The organism is Pseudomonas sp. BMW13 (genome assembly GCF_013357275.1).
GTDB classification, from domain to species: Bacteria; Pseudomonadota; Gammaproteobacteria; order Pseudomonadales; family Pseudomonadaceae; genus Aquipseudomonas; species Aquipseudomonas khazarica.
In genome coordinates this window covers 19,624-37,686 of the sequence record NZ_SUKD01000031.1, presented here as the reverse complement: position 1 = coordinate 37,686, position 18,063 = coordinate 19,624, and the positions used below count along the sequence as shown (strand labels likewise).

Genomic DNA, 18,063 nt, shown 5'->3' with positions numbered 1-18,063 from the left:
AAGAAGTGAAAGGGCCACATTAAATGCGGCCCGGCAGTCTAGCAAATGCCGAGGGGCGCTTCAGGCCGGATTGGCCTCGTGCGCCGCGATGATCTCGGCGACCAGCAGCGGGTCCGGCCCGTCGAGAAAGTATTCCTCGGCCAGCGGCGCCCGCAGGCGCATGAAGGCGTCCTCGCCGACCTGCAGGGTGTGCCCCGGGGCCATCTGCGCGCCGCTGCTCAGCAGGTAGCTCATCACGTTGTCGAACAGCTCCGAGTAGCGTTCGCCCTCATGGTGCCCCTCGGCCAGCACGGCGAAGTCGGCGATACCGAACACGCCACCGCCGTAGGTACGCATCCAGGTGCCCTGCACCCCTTCGACGTCGTATTTGACGAAGCCGCAGTAGAGCGCGGTCAGCGGCATGCCGCGCAGCACGTCCAGGCTCTCGCGTCCCAGTCCCTGGTCATTGAAGATCGCTGCGGGCAAGGAGGTCCTGCCACTCTCGTTGAGCACCGCGATGGCACCGAAATGCGCCAGCGCACCGGCGACTGCGGCCAGCACCACGTATTGCTCCAGGGGGTCGTCGTCATGCCCGGCGTAGTACAGCAGGACATGGCTGGCATGGGCGCGCACCTCATCCTTGAGCGCCTGCGGGTAATGCGCGGGGGCCACGCAGGACTCCAGCGATTGCGCAGGGAACGGCGCATCGAAGCCGAGCAGTCGCACCACGTGCTCTCCCCAGCCGGCCAGGGCGAAGAACTGTTCGACTTCGTCGGACACCTCGCAGCTCGCTGCGGCCATTTCCGGGTGATAGGCACGCAGGACGCGGGTCAGCTCATCCTGATCCAGCTGCAGCGCAGCCGGGAACAGCACCTGCAGGCTGACTCGCCCTTCGCTGGCGGGATTGGCGACCAGACGGGCCGGCTCTGCGGCAGCGTCGTCGCGGCGACCGAAGAAACGCGAAAAGATACTCACCTGAAACTCCCTTTGTTCAACGCTTCCCAGGACGACTCGCGCGTTACGCCTCCAAATCCTGCTCGATGCGGGCTCGTACATGGATGGCGGCAAACGGCGCATTCTGCACCAGTTCGACCAGCGATTCCTTGATCAACTCGAGAATTGCCATGAAGGTCACAACCACGCCGAGCCGCCCTTCCTCCGCAGCGAACAGCTCGACGAAGGGCACGAACGCGCCGCCCTTGAGACGCTCCAGCACCTCGCTCATGCGCTCGCGGGTAGACAGCGCCTCACGGGTGACCTGATGGCTTTCGAACATGTCGGCGCGGCGCAGCACCTCGGCCATCGACAGCAGCACCTCTTCCAGGCTGACGTCCGGCAGCAGCTTGCGCGCCCTGGCCTCGGGGGCATCCAGCCTGGGCACGATGACGTCGCGGCCGACTCGCGGCAGCTCGTCGAGGTCTTCGGCAGCGGCCTTGAAGCGCTCGTACTCCTGCAGGCGGCGGATCAGCTCCGCGCGCGGGTCATCCTCTTCGTCCTCGGTCTCGGTCGAGCGCGGCAGCAGCATGCGCGACTTGATCTCGGCGAGCATGGCAGCCATCACCAGGTACTCGGCGGCCAGCTCCAGGCGCACCGACTTCATCAGCTCGACATAGCCCATGTACTGCTTGGTGATTTCCGCGACGGGGATGTCGAGGATGTCGATGTTCTGCTTGCGGATCAGATAGAGCAGCAGGTCCAGCGGCCCCTCGAACGCTTCGAGAAACACCTCCAGGGCGTCCGGGGGGATGTACAGGTCCAGCGGCAGTTCGGTGACCGCTTCGCCATACACCAGGGCGAACGGCAGCTCCTGCTGGGCACCAGCCTGGTTGTCCATCGACGGCGTGACGGGTTCACTCACGGCGAGCGCTCCTTCAGCGGTAGTTCAGGCCCATGGCCATGCGCACCTCGGCCAGGGTGTCGCGTGCCTCGTCACGTGCGCGCTCGGCCCCTTCGGCGAGGATGCTGCGGACCAGGTCCGGGCTGTCCTCGTAGTCGATCGCACGCCGCTGCAAGGGCGCCAGCTCGCTCTGCAGCGAGGAGCACAGGCGGCTCTTGCAGTCGAGGCAGCCGATCGCAGCGCTGCGGCAGCCTTCGATGACCCAGTGCAACTGCTCGTCGCTGGAGTACAGCTGGTGCAGCGACCACACCGGGCAGCGCTGCGGTTCGCCCGGATCGTCGCGGTGCACGCGCGCCGGGTCGGTAGGCATGCGCCGCAGCTTTTCCTCCAGCTCGGCATCACTGTCGCGCAGGAATATCGCATTGCCGCTGGACTTGGCCATTTTCTGCCCGTCCAGGCCCGGCACCCGCGAGAACTCGGCGAGAATCGGCTGCGGCTCGGCCAGGATCACCTTGCCGCCACCCTCCAGATAGCCGAACAGGCGCTCCTGGTCCCCCAGAGTGAGGGTGCTCTGCTCCTTGAGCAGGGCGCGGGCGGTTTCCAGCGCCTGCGCATCGCCCTGCTCCTGGTAGGCCTTGCGCAGATTGCTGTAGAGCTTGCCGAGCTTCTTGCCGAGTTTGCCGACGGCGGCTTCGGCCTTCACCTCGAAGTCCGGCTCGCTGCCATACAGATGGTTGAAACGCCGCGCCACTTCGCGGGCGAATTCGATGTGCGGCAGCTGGTCCGCGCCGACCGGGACCTGGCCGGCGCGGTAGAGCAGGATGTCGGCGGCCTGCAGCAGCGGATAACCGAGGAAGCCGTAGGTGGAAAGGTCCTTGCCGGACTGACCGTCCTGCTGCTCCTTGTACGACGGCACGCGTTCCAGCCAGCTCAGCGGGCAGATCATCGACAGCAGCAGGTGCAGCTCGGCGTGCTCGGGCACCTGCGACTGCACGAACAGCGTCGCCGAACTGGGGCTGACGCCGGCCGACAGCCAGTCGACCGCCATGTCCATGACATGCTGGGACAGTTGACCGACCTCCGCGTACTCGGTGATCAGCGCATGCCAGTCGACGATGCAGAAGAAGCAGTCGTACTCGTGCTGCAACCTGACCCAGTTCTTCAGCACGCCGTGATAGTGCCCGAGGTGCAGACGACCGCTCGGACGCATTCCAGAAAGCACCCGACGTTCGGAGTCGTTAAGGCTCAAACCGTTCTACCCAAAATCCAGACAAGGCCACGGAGTATAGGGCAGCAGCGGTCACAACGGAAAAGGCGCGTGACAGCCCATCTCAGAGATCGTGAAACGGCGCGGGATCGCCGCAGCCGACCCGCACGACCTCGGGGCTGTCGTCCGCCAGATTGACCACGGTGGAGGCCTCCAGCCCGCCGAAGCCGCCGTCGATGATCAGGTCGACATGATGCTCGAGCACCTGGCGCATCTCGTACGGGTCGGACATCGGCAGCTCGTCGCCCGGCATTATCAGGCTGACGCTCATCAGCGGTTCGCCGAGCTGCTCCAGCAGCGCCAGGGCGATGGGATGGCTGGGCACCCGGATGCCGATGGTGCGGCGCTTGGGGTGCAGGAGCATGCGCGGCACTTCGCGCGTGGCATTGAGGATGAAGGTATAGGGGCCGGGGGTGTGATTCTTCAGCAGGCGGAAGGCGGCGGTATCGACCTTGGCGAACAGGCCGATCTGCGACAGGTCACGGCAGACCAGGGTGAAGTTGTGCTTGTCGTCGAGCTGGCGCAGGCGACGAATGCGCTCGACCGCATTCTTGTCGCCGATGGCACAACCCAGGGCATAGGACGAGTCGGTCGGATAGACCACCACGCCGCCGCCACGAATGATCTCCACGGCCTGTTTGATCAGGCGTGCCTGGGGGTTTTCCGGGTGCACCTGGAAAAATTGACTCACGCTTGCTCCCTGCTCATTGAGTGACAGCGGATGGCTGTGCATGTTCGAAGCGCTCCCAGAGCGCCGTCAGGTCATCGGGCAACGGGCGGTACATGCCCAGTTCGGACCAGTCGCCCGGCGCATGGAAATCGCTGCCGACACTGGCCATCAAGCCAAATTCACGCGCCAGGATCGCCAGGCCACCGACCTGCTCGGCCGGCTGCATGCCATTCACCACTTCCAGGGCATGCCCACCCAATGCCGCGAAGTCGGCCACCAGGCGTCGACGCTTACTGCGAGTAAAGTCGTACTGCCACGGATGCGCCAGGCTGATCCAGGCCCTGGCCGAACGCAAGGTGGCGAGGGTTTCCTCCAGCGTTGGCCAATGCTGTTTGACATCGCCCAGCTTGCCCGAGCCCAGCCACTTGCGAAACGCCTCGGCGCGGTCACGCACATGGCCGGCACGCACGAGGAATTCGGCGAAATGCGGCCGCGCCGGCGCATTGCCACTGTCGCCCAGCTCCTGCTGCACGGCCCGGGCGCCCTGCAGCGCACCCGGCATGCCCTTGGCCGCCAGGCGCCGGTCGATTTCCTCGGCGCGCTGCCAGCGCCCATGGTGCAGGGCCTCGATGGCATCGCGCAGCGCCGGCGCCTCGCGCTCGAAGGCATAGCCGAGCACGTGGATGGTCGCACCACCCCAGGTGCAGGACAGCTCGATGCCGTTGATCAGGCGCATGTCCAGGGCAGTCGCCGCACGCCGCGCCTCATCGAGGCCTTCCAGGGTGTCGTGATCGGTCAGCGCCAGCACCCGCACGCCACGCTCATGCGCCCGGGCCACCAGTACGGCGGGGGCCAGGGCGCCATCGGAGGCGGTACTGTGGCAGTGCAGATCGACAATCATGGCGGCGCTTTCGTTGAGATTGATGTTTGTTATTATGCCCCACATCCGCGCCAACGCTGTCGCCGTATGGCGCAAATGCTTCATCCCTCCCCCGCTTCGACCCTGAATTAAGGATTGAGATGCTCTACGCCATCATCGCCACCGACGTCGAAAACTCCCTGGAAAACCGCCTGGCCGCGCGCCCTGCGCACCTCGCCCGCCTGGAACAGCTGAAGCAGGAAGGCCGCCTGCTGCTGGCCGGCCCGCACCCGGCGATCGACAGCAACGATCCGGGCCCGGCAGGTTTCAGCGGCAGCCTGATCGTTGCCGAGTTCGACTCCCTGGAAGCGGCGCAGAGCTGGGCCGACGCCGACCCGTACCGTGCCGCGGGCGTCTATGCCAACGTGCTGGTCAAACCCTTCAAGAAAGTGCTGCCCTGAACGGACAGCCACCACGCTGCTCGCGCCTACAAGGAATCGCCATGCGCTCGATCCCGTTGTCCCTGCTGGTCGCCCTGGTGCTGATCGGCTCTGCGGCACAGGCAGAAGAGGAAACCGTTCCGCCTGCTCCTGCGCCAGTCAGCGTCGACGCCGACCACCAGGCGCTCGAACAGCGCCTGGCGCAAAGCGAACAACTGCGCAGCGAGCAGGAAGCGAGCAGCACCGTGCAGTTGCAGCGCCTGCGCCAGGAGAACCAGCGCCTGCGCATGCAGCTCAAGGAAAGCCAGGCGCAGGTGCAACCCAGCCTGCTGAGCGACACGCAGACCTGGTTCGCCCTGGGCGCCGGGCTCAGCCTGGTCTCGATCTTCGTCGGCGCGTTGCTGCGCGGCAATCGCAAGAGCCGCCGCGAGTGGATCAACTGAACCATGAGCCGACTGCTGCTGATCGACGACGACCAGGAACTCTGCGAGCTGCTCGCCAGCTGGCTGACCCAGGAAGGCTTCCAGGTCACCGCCTGCCATGAAGCCGGCAGCGCCCGCCAGGCCCTCGCCTCGCAGGCGCCCGACGCCGTGGTGCTGGACGTGATGCTGCCGGACGGCAGCGGCCTGGAGCTGCTCAAGCAGCTGCGCGGCGAACATGCGGAGCTGCCGGTGCTGATGCTCTCGGCCCGAGGCGAGCCGCTGGACCGCATTCTCGGCCTGGAGCTGGGCGCCGACGACTACCTGGCCAAACCCTGCGACCCACGCGAGCTGACCGCCCGCCTGCGCGCCGTGCTGCGGCGCACGGCGCCCGCACCGGCGAGCAGCCAGCTGGAGCTGGGCGACCTCAGCTTCAGCCCCAATCGCGGCGTGGTCAGCATCGCCGAACATGACGTGCCGCTGACCCTGTCCGAGAGTCGCCTGCTGGAGGCTCTGCTGCGTCAGCCCGGCGAGCCGGTGGACAAGCAGGCCCTGGCGCAGCTCGCCCTGGGCCGCAAGCTGACGCTCTACGACCGCAGCCTGGACATGCACGTCAGCAACCTGCGCAAGAAGCTCGGCCCGCACCCGGATGGCCGCCCGCGCATCGTCGCCCTGCGCAGCCGTGGCTATTACTACGCCCCCTGAGTGCGCTGCCGGCGCTGCGTAAACAGCCTGCAACATCGCCTTTACCCAAGCTTTACCGTCGCCTGACCGCCCTTGACCTTGACCGCCGCATACTGAGCCCATCCGGTCGTTACCGGTTTCGAGACAAGGAGAATCACCATGCGCAAGACCCTCACCGCCCTGCTGTTCGCCGCGACCCTGCCGACCCTGGCTTTCGCCATGCCCATGGAAGACGGCGGCCCGCGTCATCACGACCGTGGCCCCGACATGTTCAAGGAGCTGAACCTGAGCAAGGAGCAGCGCCAGGAGTTCCGCAAGCTGATGGGCGAGCAGATGAAGGCCCATCGCGACATCACCAAGCGCTACCTGGACAAGCTGCCGGAAGCCGAGAAGCAGGCCATGAAGAAAGAGCTGGACAAGGCCCGCGCCGACCAGCACAAGGCCCTGCGTGACCTGCTCAACCCGGAACAGCAGAAGGCGTTCGACGAGCACCAGAAGAAGATGGAGGCACGTCGCGCCGAAATGGCCGAGTTCAAGGCCTGGAAGGCCGACAAGGACAAGAACGCCAACTGACATCCATCTCCATCGATCCGCCGCCGCGCCCTTCGGGCCCGGCGGCTTCTGCATGAGGACATCGCGTGCGTTCATTGTTCTGGCGCATCCTGGCGACATTCTGGCTGGCCATCGCCCTGGTGGCCGGCCTGTCCCTGCTGCTGGGCCGCGCCCTCAACCAGGACGCCTGGGTCCTCAGCATGCACCCGGGCCTGGACGGCCTCGACAGCGAGTGGGTCCGGCGCTACGAGCACGATGGGCAGGAAGCCGCCCAGGACTTCCTCGAACAGCGCAAACGCCGCTACCGCATCGACACCCAGGTGCTCGGCGAAAGCGGACAGTCGCTGGTCAGGGGCACCTTTCCATCACGCGCCGCCGCTTTCGAGGCGCGCCAGCGTGATGAACGACGCCTGCCCTGGCGCCGTCTGACGGCCGAGTACACCAGCCCGGAAAGCGGCGAGAGCTACCTGTTCATCTACCGCATCCCGCACCCCGAACTCGCCGCCTGGCACCGGGGCAGCCTGTTCTGGCCGCTCAGCGCGCTGGTGATCGCCCTGGTGGTGCTGACGCTGTTCAGCCTGCTGCTGACGCTGTCGATCACCCGCCCGCTGGACCGCCTGCGCGGCGCCGTGCACGACCTGGGGCAGACCGCCTACCAGCAGAACAGCCTGGCGCGCCTGGCCACGCGCCGCGACGAGCTGGGCCTGCTGGCCAAGGACTTCAACCGCATGGGCGAACGCCTGCAAGGACTGATCGGCAGCCAGCGCCAGTTGTTGCGCGACGTTTCCCACGAGCTGCGCTCGCCCCTGGCCCGCCTGCGCATCGCCCTGGCCCTGGCGGAACGAGCCAGCCCGGCAGAACGGGACAAGCTGTGGCCGCGCCTCAGCCAGGAATGCGATCGCCTGGAAGCGCTGATCAGCGAGATCCTGGCTCTCGCCCGCCTGGATGCCGACACCGGTGCAGCGCAGCCGGTCGACCTCGCCGCCCTGCTCGACAAGCTGCAGGAGGACGCGCGCCTGACCGCTCCCGAACAGCGATTGCAGATCGACCTGGAGCCGGGCATTCAGCTCATGGGCTGGCCGGACATGCTCGAACGTGCGCTCGACAACCTGCTGCGCAATGCCCTGCGCTTCAATCCACCCGAGCAGCCGGTGCTGATCCGGGTACAGCGCCAGCAACAGCGCCTGCTGCTGAGCGTGCGCGACCACGGCCCGGGCGTTGCCGAGGCGCACCTGCAGCAGTTGGGCAAGCCGTTCTTTCGCGCGCCGGGTCAGAGCGCAGCCGGGCATGGCCTGGGGCTGGCCATCGCCCGCCGCGCGGCACAGCGCCACAGTGGCGAGCTGCTGCTGGCCAATCACCCGGAGGGCGGCTTCATCGCCACCCTCAGCCTGCCGCTCAAGCAACAGGCGAGCTGATCAGCGCAGCGCTCAGCCGTTCCAGGCGCTGACGAAATCCTCGAGCGCCAGCTCCGGCGCGCGACGCAGCTCGCGCTCCGCTGTGCCGAGGTAGAGATAGGCGATGATCTGCTCGTCCGCCGCCAGGCCCAGGCCCTTGCCGACATGCGCGTCGTAGGCCATGTCGCCGGTGCGCCAGACGGCACCGATACCCTGGGCATGGGCGGCCAGCAGCATGCCGTGCGCCGCACACCCGGCGGCGATCACCTGCTCGGACTCGGGAACCTTGGGATGCGCCTGGACCCGTGCGATCACCACCACCAGCAGCGGCGCACGCAGCGGCATGCCACGGGCCTTGCTCAGCGCCTCGGGCGTTGCCTGGGAATCCTTCACCTGCAGCGCCTCGGCGAACAATTCGCCCATGCGCTCACGTGCCTCGCCCTCGATGGTGAGAAAGCGCCACGGACGCAGTTGCCCGTGATCAGGGGCACGCAGGGCGGCGCGGAACAGCAGCTCACGCTGCGCCGCATCCGGCGCCGGGTCGACCAGACGGGGAACGGAAACACGGTTGAGCAGAGCGTCGAGAGCCTCCATCGGCCACCTCCTTGAAACGAAGAACGCGCATTCTCGGTGCTGCACGCTACAGGCTGCAAGCTCAGGCGGAGGCCTGCAGCCCGGCACTGCGGCACCGGCGCTGCTGGAGGCGACGGTCAGGCGACCCGGTCGGGCGATATCACCGGCTTCACCGGTGGCGTCAGCGGCGGCAGCCCATGTGCCTTGCGGGCCTCGTCACAACGCGGGTTGTGCACGCCGTTCTCCCAGGAGGCCTGGAAGTCGCGGCAACTGCTCGAACGCTGCTCGTACAGGGTGCAGCGCACGCCGCAGCCGACATCGCCGAGCAGCTGGACACAACGTGCCGGCTTGCTCTCGGTGCCACGCATCGCGACATAGTGAGGGCTGATCTGGATCACCTGTTCATCGGGGACGCTGCCGCCAGCGGATTGGCATTCGCCCCAGAAGAAGGACACACGAAAGAACGCGCAGCAGGCGCCGCACGTGAGGCAGGGATTAGCTTCGGACATTTTGGGGAAGGACTCGGAAACCGACGGACGCCGGCAACGGACGGCTATTCTATGCGCGGCCATGCGCTTGTAAAGCCCCCTCCCACGGCTCGCGAGAAAAGCGCTGCAAGCGGCCATGGCCGGGCGCTGAGGGGCGCATGCGCGAGCAGGCTGGAGAGGCTCGTTTACACTGTCCGCAAAGCGCATTCTCGCCTGCCAGCGCCACGCCCGCCTGGTTTTCACCCAGCCGGGTTGCAGCGGTTTACAGCCGCCCGTCGGTGGGTAGAATGGCGCATTTCCAACCGCCAGAGCCCCCTACATGGCCTTGCCGACGCTGCGCATCATCGGATTCATCATCGGCATATTCCTGATTACCCTGGCGGTGAGCATGGCCATCCCCATGCTGACCCTGCTGATCTTCGAGCACCCCGAAGACCTCAACGCCTTCCTCTGGTCCAGCCTGATCACCCTGATTGCCGGCCTGGCGCTGGTCATCCCCGGACGTCCGCAGAACGCCCAGCTGCGCCCACGCGACATGTACCTGCTCACCACGGGCAGCTGGAGCGTGGTGTGCAGCTTCGCCGCGCTGCCCATGATGCTGATCGCGCACATCAGCTACACCGACGCGGTTTTCGAGACCATGTCGGGTATCACCACCACCGGTTCCACGGTGCTGACGGGGCTGGATCACATGTCGCCGGGCATCCTCATCTGGCGCTCCATGCTGCAGTGGCTCGGCGGCATCGGCTTCATCGGCATGGCGGTGGCGATCCTGCCGCTGCTGCGCGTGGGCGGCATGCGCCTGTTCCAGACCGAATCGTCGGACTGGGGCGAGAAAGTGATGCCGCGCTCGCACGTGGCCGCCAAGTACCTGCTGCTGGTGTACGTGGCCCTCACCCTGCTGGGCATTCTGGCCTACTGGGCTGCCGGCATGAATCTGTTCGACGCGGTCAACCATGCCATGACCTCGATTTCCACCGGTGGCTACTCCACCTCGGACTCGTCGCTGGCCAACTGGCCACAACCGGCCGTGCACTGGACGGCCGTCGTCCTGATGCTGCTCGGCGGCATGCCCTTCATGCTCTACGTCGCCTTCGTCCGGGGCAACCGCCAGGCCTTGTTCAAGGATCATCAGGTGCGCGGCTTCATCGGTTTCCTGCTGCTGACCTGGCTGGTGTTCGGCACCTGGCTGTGGATCAACTCGGAATACGCCTGGCTGGACGCCATTCGCATCGTCGCGGTGAACGTCACCTCGGTGGTCACCACCACCGGCTTCGCCCTCGGCGACTACACCACCTGGGGCAGCTTCGCGGTCCTGCTGTTCTTCTACCTGACCTTCATGGGCGGCTGCTCCGGCTCGACCTCCGGCGGCCTGAAGATCTTCCGCTTCCAGGTCGCCTACGTGCTGCTCAAGGCCAACCTGATGCAACTGGTGCACCCACGGGCGGTGATCAAGCAGCAGTACAACAACCACAACCTGGACGAGGAGATCGTGCGCTCGCTGATCACCTTCTCCTTCTTCTTCACCATCACCATCGGCGTCCTCGCCCTGGCACTGACCCTGACCGGCCTGGACTGGGTCACCGCCCTGACCGGCGCCGCCACCGCGGTGTGCAACGTCGGGCCGGGCCTCGGCCCGATCATCGGTCCGGCCGGCAACTTCGCCAGCCTGCCCGACTCGGCCAAATGGCTGCTGTCCATCGGCATGCTGCTGGGCCGCCTGGAAATCCTTACCGTCCTGGTGCTGGTCACCCGCAGCTTCTGGAAACACTGATCGATGCCTCTGTCCAGCCTGCGCATTCTCGCCTTCATCAACGGCATTTTCCTCATCACCCTGGCGCTGAGCATGCTGGTGCCGGTGATCACCCTGCTGATCTTCGAACAGCCACAGGGCATCAATGCCTTCCTCTGGTCCAGCCTGATCACCGCCCTGACCGGCATCGTCATGATCGCCCAGGGCCGACCGCAGCAGACCCAGCTGCGCCCGCGCGACATGTACATGCTGACGGTCTCGAGCTGGGTGATGGTGTCGATCTTCGCCGCCTTGCCGTTCATCTTCGCCGAGCGCGCGAGCATCACCGACGCCTACTTCGAGAGCATGTCCGGCATCACCGCCACCGGCGCGACGGTCTTCAGCGGCCTGGACGACATGTCGCCGGGCACGCTGATCTGGCGCTCGCTGCTGCACTGGCTCGGCGGAATCGGCTTCATCGCCATGGCCGTGGCGATCCTGCCGATGCTGCGCATCGGTGGCATGCGCCTGTTCCAGACCGAGTCCTCGGACCGCTCGGAGAAGGTCATGCCGCGCTCGCACATGGTCGCCAAGTACATGGTGCTGGCCTACGTCGGCCTCAGCGCCATCGCCGTACTGGCCTTCTGGCTGGCCGGGATGGGCCTGTTCGACTCGATCAACCACGCCATGTCGGCCATCGCCACCGGCGGTTTCTCCACCTCCGACTCGTCGCTGGGCAAATGGCAGCAGCCCGCCATCCACTGGGTCGCGGTGCTGGTGATGATTCTCGGCAGCTTGCCCTTCGTTCTCTACGTCACGGCGATGCGCGGCAATTACCGGCCCCTGCTGCGGGATGCCCAGGTGCACGGCTTCCTGCTCCTGCTGCTGGGCAGCTGGCTGGTGCTGGCCTGCTGGAAATGGATGACCACCGACCTCTACTGGCTCGATGCCCTGCGCCTGGTGGCGGTGAACATCACCTCGATCATGACCACCACCGGCTTCGCCGTCGGCGACTATCACCTGTGGGGCCCCTTCGCCAGCATGATCTTTTTCTACCTGGGCTTCGTCGGCGGCTGCTCCGGCTCGACCGCCGGCGGCCTCAAGGTGTTCCGTTTCCAGGTGGCCTACATCCTGCTCAAGGCCAACCTCAAGCAGCTGATCCACCCGCGCGCGGTGATCAAGCAGCAGTACAACCGCCACCGCCTGGACGAGGACATCGTTCGCTCGATCCTCGCCTTCGCCTTCTTCTACACCATCACCATCGCGACGCTGGCGCTGGCCGTGGCCATGTGCGGAGTGGACTGGATCACCTCGCTCACCGGCGCCGCCGCCATGGTCTCCGGGGTGGGCCCGGGGATGGGCGAGATGGTCGGCCCGGCAGGCAACTACGCCGGCATACCCGACCTGGCCAAGTGGCTGCTGACCCTGGGCATGCTCCTCGGGCGCCTGGAGATCCTCACCGTGCTGGTGCTGCTGTTCCCCGCCTTCTGGCGCCACTGAGACGGCAGCGCGCCCCTGTCACTGGCCGGGCACACGCCGGCTGCGGTATTCCCCCGGCGTCTCGCCGAACCAGCGGCGAAACGCCCTGAAGAAGTTGCTGGGGTCGGCAAAGCCGAGCAGATAGGCGACTTCCAGCAACGTCAGGTCGACCTGCCCCAGGTACTGCTCGGCCAGCTCGCGGCGGGTGTCGTCGAGCAACTGCTGGTAGCTGGTGCCCTCCTCCTGCAGCCGTCGCTGCAAGGTGCGCTGCGACAGGTGCAGCGCCTGCGCCACCACCTCGCGTCGCGGCTCCCCCTGCGGCAAGAGGCGGCACAGCACCTGGCGCGCCTGATGGGTCACCCGGCTGCTGCAGAAGCGCGCCAGGTACTCCCCGGCAAAGCGGTCGTGCAACTGCGCCAGGGCCTCGTTGGCGCTGGGCAGCGGGGCCTCCAGGTCGGCGCGCTCGAAGATCAGCCCGTAGTGCTCGGCATTGAAGCGCAGCGGCGCCTGGAACACCTGCTGATAGGGCGCCAGGTCGGCAGGCGCCGGGCCTTGCAGGCGGATTTCACGCGGGCGAATGAGCTTGCCGGTCATCCAGCGACAGAATGCCAGGCAGTAGGCCAGCGAGGCCTCGGCGCTCTGCCGCGCCGGCGGCAGGCGGTCGCCATGGATGGCCAGGGTCAGTGCGTAACCGTCGGGCTGCGCCAGGAAATTCAGGTCGGCCCCTTCGCCGATGATGCGCTGGTAGCGCACCAGGCGGGTGAAGCCGTCGCGCAGGTTACGGCTGGACATCAGCGCGTAACCCACCACATGGAAGGACGCCGGACGCACCACCTGCGCCATGTTCAGACCGATCGCCGGGTTGCCGGACAGGGCCACGGCGCGCTGCCACAGGCGGGTCATGCCATCTTGTGGAAAGCGCGCATCCGGGTCGTTCAGCGCGGCGTAGTCCATGCCCAGTTCGGCGAACAGCCCGGCACAGTCGACACCGCCCAGCTCCAGTGCCTGCACGATGGCCAAGGCCCAGTTGGAAGATGTGGTTCTTTCACTCATCGTCTTGTTCTTATGTAGATCAGGCCAGCAAGGTCAGAGTTGGCGGCCCAAGGATACTAGACTGGCACCTTAAGTCAGTGGCCCATGGAGACAGCCGCTCTAGACTGACACTGACAATAACAGGAGGTGCGCCATGACCGCCCAGACCACCGAACGCTTCCAGAGCTTCGCCGCGTTCTACCCCTACTACCTGCAGGAACACAGCAACCCGGTGTGCCGTCGCCTGCACTATGTCGGCAGCCTGCTGGTGCTGACGATCCTCGCCTACGCCCTGGCCACCCAGCAATGGCTGTGGCTGCTGGCCATGCCGCTGGCCGGCTATGGCTTCGCCTGGGTCGGCCACTTCGTCTTCGAGAAGAACCGCCCCGCCACCTTCCAGTACCCGCTCTACAGCCTGATGGGCGACTGGGTGATGCTGAAGGACGCCTTCACCGGGCGGATTCGCTTCTGACCCCGGCGCCAATCCAGAACAACAAGAACGAGAACGACCATGAATAGCCGAGCCCGCTTCACCCACATGGAAGACGGCCAGGCCGAGGACTGGGCCATCATCGCCCAGGATTTCGCCGCCTATGCCGCCCAGCTGCCTGCGCGCATTCTCGACCACCTGCGCCTGCTCGATGGCGACTTCGGCGGTTTCCCCGTCGACCGCCTGACCCACTCGCTGCAGACCGCCACCCGCGCGCACCGCGACGGGCGTGACGAGGAATACGTGGTCTGCGCCCTGCTCCACGACATTGGCGATACCCTCGGCAGCTACAACCACCCGGATATCGCGGCGGCGATCCTCAAGCCCTTCGTCAGCGCCGAGAACCACTGGATGGTGGAGAAGCACGGGATCTTCCAGGGCTACTACTTCTTCCATCACCTGGGCATGGATCGTCACCTGCGCGAGCAGTTCAAGGACCACCCGCAGTACCAGGCGACCATCGAGTTCTGCGCCCGCTACGATGCCGCCGCCTTCGATCCGGACTACGAAAGCCTGCCCCTGAGCTACTTCGAACCCATGCTGCAGCGGGTCTTCGCCAGGCCGAAGAACTCCATCTACCTGGCGGCCATGGACGAGGCGAACGCCTGACCGCCGGCCACTGTTACGCCACCGTTCGGCGGTCATGCTTGGCTGGCCGCCGTACCCTTGGTTATGATCCCTGCCCTGTAGAGCCTCTGGCTCAGGTCTTGCAGACCAGCCAGGCGTCCAGCAGAGACGCCAGAATTCCAGCAGGGACAGTTCCAGCAGATGAAGTCAGTCACCCTCAGCCGTGCCAACGGGCTGCCGACGCCGCCGTTGCGCGAATACTATTCGCGCGTGCTGGCCTATATCGCCACGGCCGCGGCCATCGCCGCCGGAACCTACGTCGGGCATTTCACCTACGACGTCCTCTGGATGGTGCCCTACGCGCTGCTCTACCCGCACCTGGCGCACAACCTCAGCCGCCGCTTCAAGCGCGACTATCCGCAACAGACCGACCTCACCCTGCTGTTCCTCGATGCCATCCACGCCGGCGCGGCCTGCGTGCTGCTGGGGTTCTCCACGGTACCCAGCCTGATGTTCATGCTGACCCTGTGCTTCAGCGCCCTGGTCATCGGCGGCATGCGCTATCTGGGGCTGGCGTTGCTGGTCGCCGGCAGCGGCATGGCGCTGTGTGCGGCGCTGGTGGAGATCCACCCCAATACCAGCACGCCGACTCCCGTGGCCCTGGTCAGCATTCTCTTCGCCACCTTCTACATCTGCATCACCGCCTACTTCGTCAACCAGCAGGGATTGCGCCTGGCGCAGGTGCGCAGCGAGATCAAGCGCGAGCAGGAAAAGGCCGCACGCCTGGCTCGCAACCTGGCCAAGTACCTGTCCCCGCAGGTGTGGGAGTCGATCTTCACCGGCAAGAAGACCGTGCGCCTGGAGACCCAGCGCAAGAAGCTCACCGTGTTCTTCTCCGACATCAAAGGTTTCACCGAGCTCTCCGAAGAGCTGGAAGCCGAAGCGCTGACCGACCTGCTCAACACCTACCTCAACGAGATGTCGAAGATCTGCCTGAAGTACGGCGGCACCATCGACAAGTTCATCGGCGACTGCGTCATGGTGTTCTTCGGCGACCCCAGCAGCAACGGCGCCAAGAAGGATGCGGTAGCGGCGGTTTCCATGGCCATCGCCATGCGCAAGCACATGAAGGTGCTACGCCAGCAGTGGCGTGCCCAGGGCATCACCAAGCCGCTGGAAATCCGCATGGGCCTCAACACCGGCTACTGCACGGTGGGCAACTTCGGCGCCGACACGCGCATGGACTACACCATCATCGGCCGCGACGTGAACCTCGCCAGCCGCCTGGAAAGCGCGGCGGAATCCGGCGAGATCCTCATCTCCCACGAGACCTACTCGCTGGTCAAGGACGTGATCATGTGCCGCGACAAGGGCCAGATCACGGTCAAGGGTTTCACCCGGCCGGTACAGATCTACCAGGTGGTGGATTTCCGTCGCGACCTGGGCGCCACCTCCAGCTACGTCGAGCACGAGCTGCCGGGCTTCTCCATGTACCTCGACACCAACGGCATCCAGAACTTCGACAAGGAACGCGTGATCCAGGCGCTCAACCAGGCGGCCGAGAAACTGCGCGACAAGGTCATTCTCTGAGGTGAACCCTCCGGGCAGCTGCGCTGCCCGGCCCCCGACGTAGCCAGGACAGTGCCTACAGCGCGGTATCCGCCAGGGCCTCATCCAGCACCACCGGCTCACCGTCGATCAACGGCTGCAGCGCCAGGAATTCCAGCGCCGAGGCGCGCCAGGACTGTGCCGCTGCCAGCTCGGCGCAACGCCCGCGATCCAGTTCCAGGGCCGCCAGGCAGGCCGCTCCCAGGTCCTCGTCCATCACGCCACTGAGCCCCTGCTGCAACACGTCCAGCGGCCCTGCGACGGGGAACGCGGCAACCGGCGTGCCACAGGCCAGTGCCTCCAGCATCACCAGGCCATAGGTATCGGTGCGCGAAGGGAAGACCAGCACCGAGGCGTCCTGATAAGCCTCGGCCAGTGCCTGGCCACGGCGATAGCCGAGAAAGCTCACCTGCGGGTAGCGCAGCTGCAGCGCTTCACGCTGCGGCCCATCGCCTACCACACGCTTCTCGCCGGGCAGAGCCAGGTCGAGAAACGCCTGCAGGTTCTTTTCCGGCGCGATACGCCCCACGTAGAGAAACACCGGCTGCGCCTTCGGCTGGCGCGTCCCCTTCGGGCTGAACAGGCCGGTATCCACGCCCTTGCGCCACAGTTGCAGGCGCTGCAGGTCCCACCCGGCGAACTCTTCGCGCAGGCGTTCGGTGGTCACCAGCACCGCCTGGCTCGGGCGATGGAAGGCGCGCAGCAGGGCATAGCCCCAGCGCGGCGCGATCCAGGGCCAGCGGGTGCTGACATACTCGGGGAAGCGCGTGTGGATCGCCGTGGAGAAGGCCAGACCACGCTTGACCAGCCAGCGCCGCGCCGCCCAGCCCAGCGGCCCTTCGGTCGCCAGGTGCACGCAGTCGGGGCGAAAGTCGCGAATCAGCGCGCCGACCCTCCAGAGATTCCACACCAGCGGAATCTCCGGGTAGGTCGGGCACGGCACGGAGCGGAAGTCGGCGGGCGACAGCAGCTTGACCTGATGACCGAGGCCGCGCAGCTCGCTGATCAGCGCCGCCAGGCTGGTGACTACGCCATTGACCTGAGGCGCCCAGGCATCGGAGACGATCAGTATTCTCATGCACTGGTCTCGAGCGCCACGGCCTGCGCGTCGCTGGCTTCGCGCGCCTGCGCCTCGGCCAGGCGGTAGAGCTCGATCTGCCCGTCCCAGTGCTCGATCAGTGCCGTGCAGGACTCCACCCAGTCACCGCAGTTCATGTACTCGACACCACTCACCTGGCGGATCTCGGCGTGGTGGATATGACCGCAGACGACGCCCTGCAGGCCACGTTTGACGCACTCGTGCGCGATGGCTTCCTCGAAGTCGCTGATGAAGTTCACCGCCGTCTTGACCTTGTGCTTGAGGTACGCCGACAGCGACCAGTAACCGTAGCCCCAGCGGCTGCGCCAGTGGTTCAGCCAGCGGTTGAGGGTCAGGGTGAATTCGTAGGCCGAGTCGCCGAGAAACGCCAGCCAGCGGTGGTAGCGGGTGATCACGTCGAACTGATCGCCATGGATGACCAGCAGCTGGCGGCCATCGGCGGTGACGTGCACGGCCTCGTCCACCAGTTGGATGTTGCCCAGCAGCAGGCTCGAATAACGGCGCAGGAACTCGTCGTGGTTACCGGTGACGTAAATCACCTCGGTGCCCCGCTTGCTCATGGTCAGCAGGCGGCGAATGACGTTGGTGTGCGCCTGCGGCCAGTAGATACCGCCGCGCAGCTTCCAGCCGTCGATGATGTCGCCCACCAGGTAGATGCGGTCGGCGTGATAGCGCTTGAGGAAGGCCGCCAGGTGCTCGGCCTGACAGTCGCGAGTGCCGAGATGCACGTCGGAGATCCACAAGGTGCGGACACGTTGCTTGCGGGTGGGCTTGGCGAGCTGGGCGCTGGTCATGGGCTGCCTCCGGCTGGGTTTAGACGAGCTTGAGGCGTGGCGGTGAAAGGATTGTGACGGGAAAAAGACCGTTCGATGACGCAGCACGCCGTCACCCCAA

Annotated in this window: 20 protein-coding genes and 1 pseudogene; 10 read left to right on the top strand and 11 right to left on the bottom strand. The window is 66.1% G+C overall.

Features of this window, described 5'->3' with window-relative positions:
• Positions 1 to 60: 60 nt before the first annotated feature.
• The 6 genes and pseudogenes from E4487_RS25005 to E4487_RS20670 form a co-directional block, all read right to left on the bottom strand.
• Complete coding sequence (locus tag E4487_RS25005; protein ID WP_037054166.1) at positions 61 to 954, bottom strand: DUF4261 domain-containing protein; 894 nt, start codon at positions 952 to 954, stop codon at positions 61 to 63.
• Positions 955 to 997: 43 nt separating this feature from the next.
• Positions 998 to 1,711, bottom strand: a complete 714-nt coding sequence (locus E4487_RS20685) for a ScpA family protein (RefSeq protein WP_175254298.1) — start codon at positions 1,709 to 1,711, stop codon at positions 998 to 1,000.
• A 139-nt stretch (positions 1,712 to 1,850) separates the two neighbouring features.
• A complete protein-coding gene (locus E4487_RS20680; RefSeq protein ID WP_175254258.1) occupies positions 1,851 to 3,065 on the bottom strand; it encodes a tryptophan--tRNA ligase in 1,215 nt (404 codons plus the stop codon).
• A gap of 82 nt (positions 3,066 to 3,147) precedes the next feature.
• Complete coding sequence (locus tag E4487_RS20675) at positions 3,148 to 3,774, bottom strand: L-threonylcarbamoyladenylate synthase (protein ID WP_037054172.1); 627 nt, start codon at positions 3,772 to 3,774, stop codon at positions 3,148 to 3,150.
• Positions 3,771 to 3,833 carry a CxxxxCH/CxxCH domain-containing protein gene (locus E4487_RS25000; RefSeq protein WP_371923277.1) on the bottom strand — a complete coding sequence of 21 codons (63 nt, stop codon included), beginning with the start codon at positions 3,831 to 3,833 and terminating at the stop codon, positions 3,771 to 3,773. The genes E4487_RS20675 and E4487_RS25000 overlap by 4 nt, the downstream gene beginning before the upstream one ends.
• Positions 3,821 to 4,654 (bottom strand): annotated as a pseudogene (locus E4487_RS20670) (PHP domain-containing protein); the annotation flags it as partial. The gene E4487_RS25000 and the pseudogene E4487_RS20670, both read right to left, overlap by 13 nt.
• Before the next feature lie 119 nt (positions 4,655 to 4,773).
• Between E4487_RS20670 and E4487_RS20665 the strand changes: the two are divergent.
• The 5 genes from E4487_RS20665 (at position 4,774) to E4487_RS20645 (ending at position 8,122) form a co-directional block, all read left to right on the top strand.
• Positions 4,774 to 5,073 (top strand): YciI family protein, encoded by a 300-nt coding sequence (locus E4487_RS20665; protein ID WP_037054175.1) that lies wholly within the window; start codon positions 4,774 to 4,776, stop codon positions 5,071 to 5,073.
• Between the two features lie 41 nt (positions 5,074 to 5,114).
• The gene (locus E4487_RS20660; RefSeq protein ID WP_037054178.1) at positions 5,115 to 5,495 is read left to right on the top strand and encodes a translation initiation factor 2 (IF-2, GTPase); all 381 of its coding nucleotides are present in this window, start codon (positions 5,115 to 5,117) and stop codon (positions 5,493 to 5,495) included.
• A gap of 3 nt (positions 5,496 to 5,498) precedes the next feature.
• Complete coding sequence (locus E4487_RS20655; RefSeq protein WP_037054180.1) at positions 5,499 to 6,176, top strand: response regulator transcription factor; 678 nt, start codon at positions 5,499 to 5,501, stop codon at positions 6,174 to 6,176.
• Between the two features lie 138 nt (positions 6,177 to 6,314).
• On the top strand, positions 6,315 to 6,728 hold the full coding sequence (locus E4487_RS20650) for a Spy/CpxP family protein refolding chaperone (protein ID WP_037054182.1): 414 nt from the start codon (positions 6,315 to 6,317) through the stop codon (positions 6,726 to 6,728).
• A 65-nt stretch (positions 6,729 to 6,793) separates the two neighbouring features.
• On the top strand, positions 6,794 to 8,122 hold the full coding sequence (locus E4487_RS20645; RefSeq protein WP_175254257.1) for a HAMP domain-containing sensor histidine kinase: 1,329 nt from the start codon (positions 6,794 to 6,796) through the stop codon (positions 8,120 to 8,122).
• A gap of 12 nt (positions 8,123 to 8,134) precedes the next feature.
• Here E4487_RS20645 and E4487_RS20640 read toward each other — a convergent pair whose 3' ends face one another.
• Together E4487_RS20640 and E4487_RS20635 are read right to left on the bottom strand one after the other, a co-directional pair.
• Positions 8,135 to 8,695 (bottom strand): nitroreductase family protein, encoded by a 561-nt coding sequence (locus E4487_RS20640; protein ID WP_037054187.1) that lies wholly within the window; start codon positions 8,693 to 8,695, stop codon positions 8,135 to 8,137.
• A 116-nt stretch (positions 8,696 to 8,811) separates the two neighbouring features.
• On the bottom strand, positions 8,812 to 9,183 hold the full coding sequence (locus E4487_RS20635; protein WP_152488469.1) for a YkgJ family cysteine cluster protein: 372 nt from the start codon (positions 9,181 to 9,183) through the stop codon (positions 8,812 to 8,814).
• A 298-nt stretch (positions 9,184 to 9,481) separates the two neighbouring features.
• Between E4487_RS20635 and E4487_RS20630 the strand changes: the two genes are divergently transcribed.
• Both E4487_RS20630 and E4487_RS20625 read left to right on the top strand, forming a co-directional pair.
• On the top strand, positions 9,482 to 10,936 hold the full coding sequence (locus E4487_RS20630; RefSeq protein ID WP_175254256.1) for a TrkH family potassium uptake protein: 1,455 nt from the start codon (positions 9,482 to 9,484) through the stop codon (positions 10,934 to 10,936).
• Positions 10,937 to 10,939: 3 nt separating this feature from the next.
• A complete protein-coding gene (locus E4487_RS20625) occupies positions 10,940 to 12,394 on the top strand; it encodes a TrkH family potassium uptake protein (RefSeq protein ID WP_037054195.1) in 1,455 nt (484 codons plus the stop codon).
• 18 nt (positions 12,395 to 12,412) lie between these two features.
• Here the strand turns inward: E4487_RS20625 and E4487_RS20620 are convergent, their stop codons facing one another.
• Positions 12,413 to 13,426, bottom strand: coding sequence for an AraC family transcriptional regulator (locus E4487_RS20620; protein WP_037054198.1), 1,014 nt, complete (start codon positions 13,424 to 13,426; stop codon positions 12,413 to 12,415).
• Positions 13,427 to 13,559: 133 nt separating this feature from the next.
• Between E4487_RS20620 and E4487_RS20615 the strand changes: the two genes are divergently transcribed.
• The 3 genes from E4487_RS20615 to E4487_RS20605 all read left to right on the top strand — a co-directional run bounded on the left by E4487_RS20615 (position 13,560) and on the right by E4487_RS20605 (position 16,052).
• Positions 13,560 to 13,877, top strand: a complete 318-nt coding sequence (locus E4487_RS20615) for an Mpo1-like protein (protein ID WP_037054201.1) — start codon at positions 13,560 to 13,562, stop codon at positions 13,875 to 13,877.
• Positions 13,878 to 13,916: 39 nt separating this feature from the next.
• Entirely contained in the window at positions 13,917 to 14,504 is a 588-nt protein-coding gene (locus tag E4487_RS20610; protein WP_175254255.1) for an HD domain-containing protein, read from the top strand.
• Between the two features lie 159 nt (positions 14,505 to 14,663).
• Entirely contained in the window at positions 14,664 to 16,052 is a 1,389-nt protein-coding gene (locus E4487_RS20605; RefSeq protein WP_037054206.1) for an adenylate/guanylate cyclase domain-containing protein, read from the top strand.
• A 55-nt stretch (positions 16,053 to 16,107) separates the two neighbouring features.
• Here E4487_RS20605 and E4487_RS20600 read toward each other — a convergent pair whose 3' ends face one another.
• A complete protein-coding gene (locus E4487_RS20600; protein WP_175254254.1) occupies positions 16,108 to 17,148 on the bottom strand; it encodes a glycosyltransferase family 1 protein in 1,041 nt (346 codons plus the stop codon).
• Complete coding sequence (locus E4487_RS20595; RefSeq protein ID WP_037054210.1) at positions 17,145 to 17,963, bottom strand: UDP-2,3-diacylglucosamine diphosphatase; 819 nt, start codon at positions 17,961 to 17,963, stop codon at positions 17,145 to 17,147. The genes E4487_RS20600 and E4487_RS20595 overlap by 4 nt, the downstream gene beginning before the upstream one ends.
• Positions 17,964 to 18,063 lie beyond the last annotated feature (100 nt).

What these genes read in the sequence shown, in the direction of transcription:
- E4487_RS20610 (WP_175254255.1), top strand. Translation starts at nt 13,917, where the DNA reads ATGAATAGCCGAGCCCGCTTCACCCACATGGAAGACGGCCAGGCCGAG.
- E4487_RS20665 (WP_037054175.1), top strand. Translation starts at nt 4,774, where the DNA reads ATGCTCTACGCCATCATCGCCACCGACGTCGAAAACTCCCTGGAAAAC.
- E4487_RS20615 (WP_037054201.1), top strand. Translation starts at nt 13,560, where the DNA reads ATGACCGCCCAGACCACCGAACGCTTCCAGAGCTTCGCCGCGTTCTAC.
- E4487_RS20620 (WP_037054198.1), bottom strand. Translation starts at nt 13,426, where the DNA reads ATGAGTGAAAGAACCACATCTTCCAACTGGGCCTTGGCCATCGTGCAG.
- E4487_RS20595 (WP_037054210.1), bottom strand. Translation starts at nt 17,963, where the DNA reads ATGACCAGCGCCCAGCTCGCCAAGCCCACCCGCAAGCAACGTGTCCGC.
- E4487_RS20655 (WP_037054180.1), top strand. Translation starts at nt 5,499, where the DNA reads ATGAGCCGACTGCTGCTGATCGACGACGACCAGGAACTCTGCGAGCTG.
- E4487_RS20660 (WP_037054178.1), top strand. Translation starts at nt 5,115, where the DNA reads ATGCGCTCGATCCCGTTGTCCCTGCTGGTCGCCCTGGTGCTGATCGGC.
- E4487_RS20625 (WP_037054195.1), top strand. Translation starts at nt 10,940, where the DNA reads ATGCCTCTGTCCAGCCTGCGCATTCTCGCCTTCATCAACGGCATTTTC.
- E4487_RS20650 (WP_037054182.1), top strand. Translation starts at nt 6,315, where the DNA reads ATGCGCAAGACCCTCACCGCCCTGCTGTTCGCCGCGACCCTGCCGACC.
- E4487_RS20600 (WP_175254254.1), bottom strand. Translation starts at nt 17,148, where the DNA reads ATGAGAATACTGATCGTCTCCGATGCCTGGGCGCCTCAGGTCAATGGC.
- E4487_RS20630 (WP_175254256.1), top strand. Translation starts at nt 9,482, where the DNA reads ATGGCCTTGCCGACGCTGCGCATCATCGGATTCATCATCGGCATATTC.
- E4487_RS20605 (WP_037054206.1), top strand. Translation starts at nt 14,664, where the DNA reads ATGAAGTCAGTCACCCTCAGCCGTGCCAACGGGCTGCCGACGCCGCCG.
- E4487_RS20635 (WP_152488469.1), bottom strand. Translation starts at nt 9,183, where the DNA reads ATGTCCGAAGCTAATCCCTGCCTCACGTGCGGCGCCTGCTGCGCGTTC.
- E4487_RS20640 (WP_037054187.1), bottom strand. Translation starts at nt 8,695, where the DNA reads ATGGAGGCTCTCGACGCTCTGCTCAACCGTGTTTCCGTTCCCCGTCTG.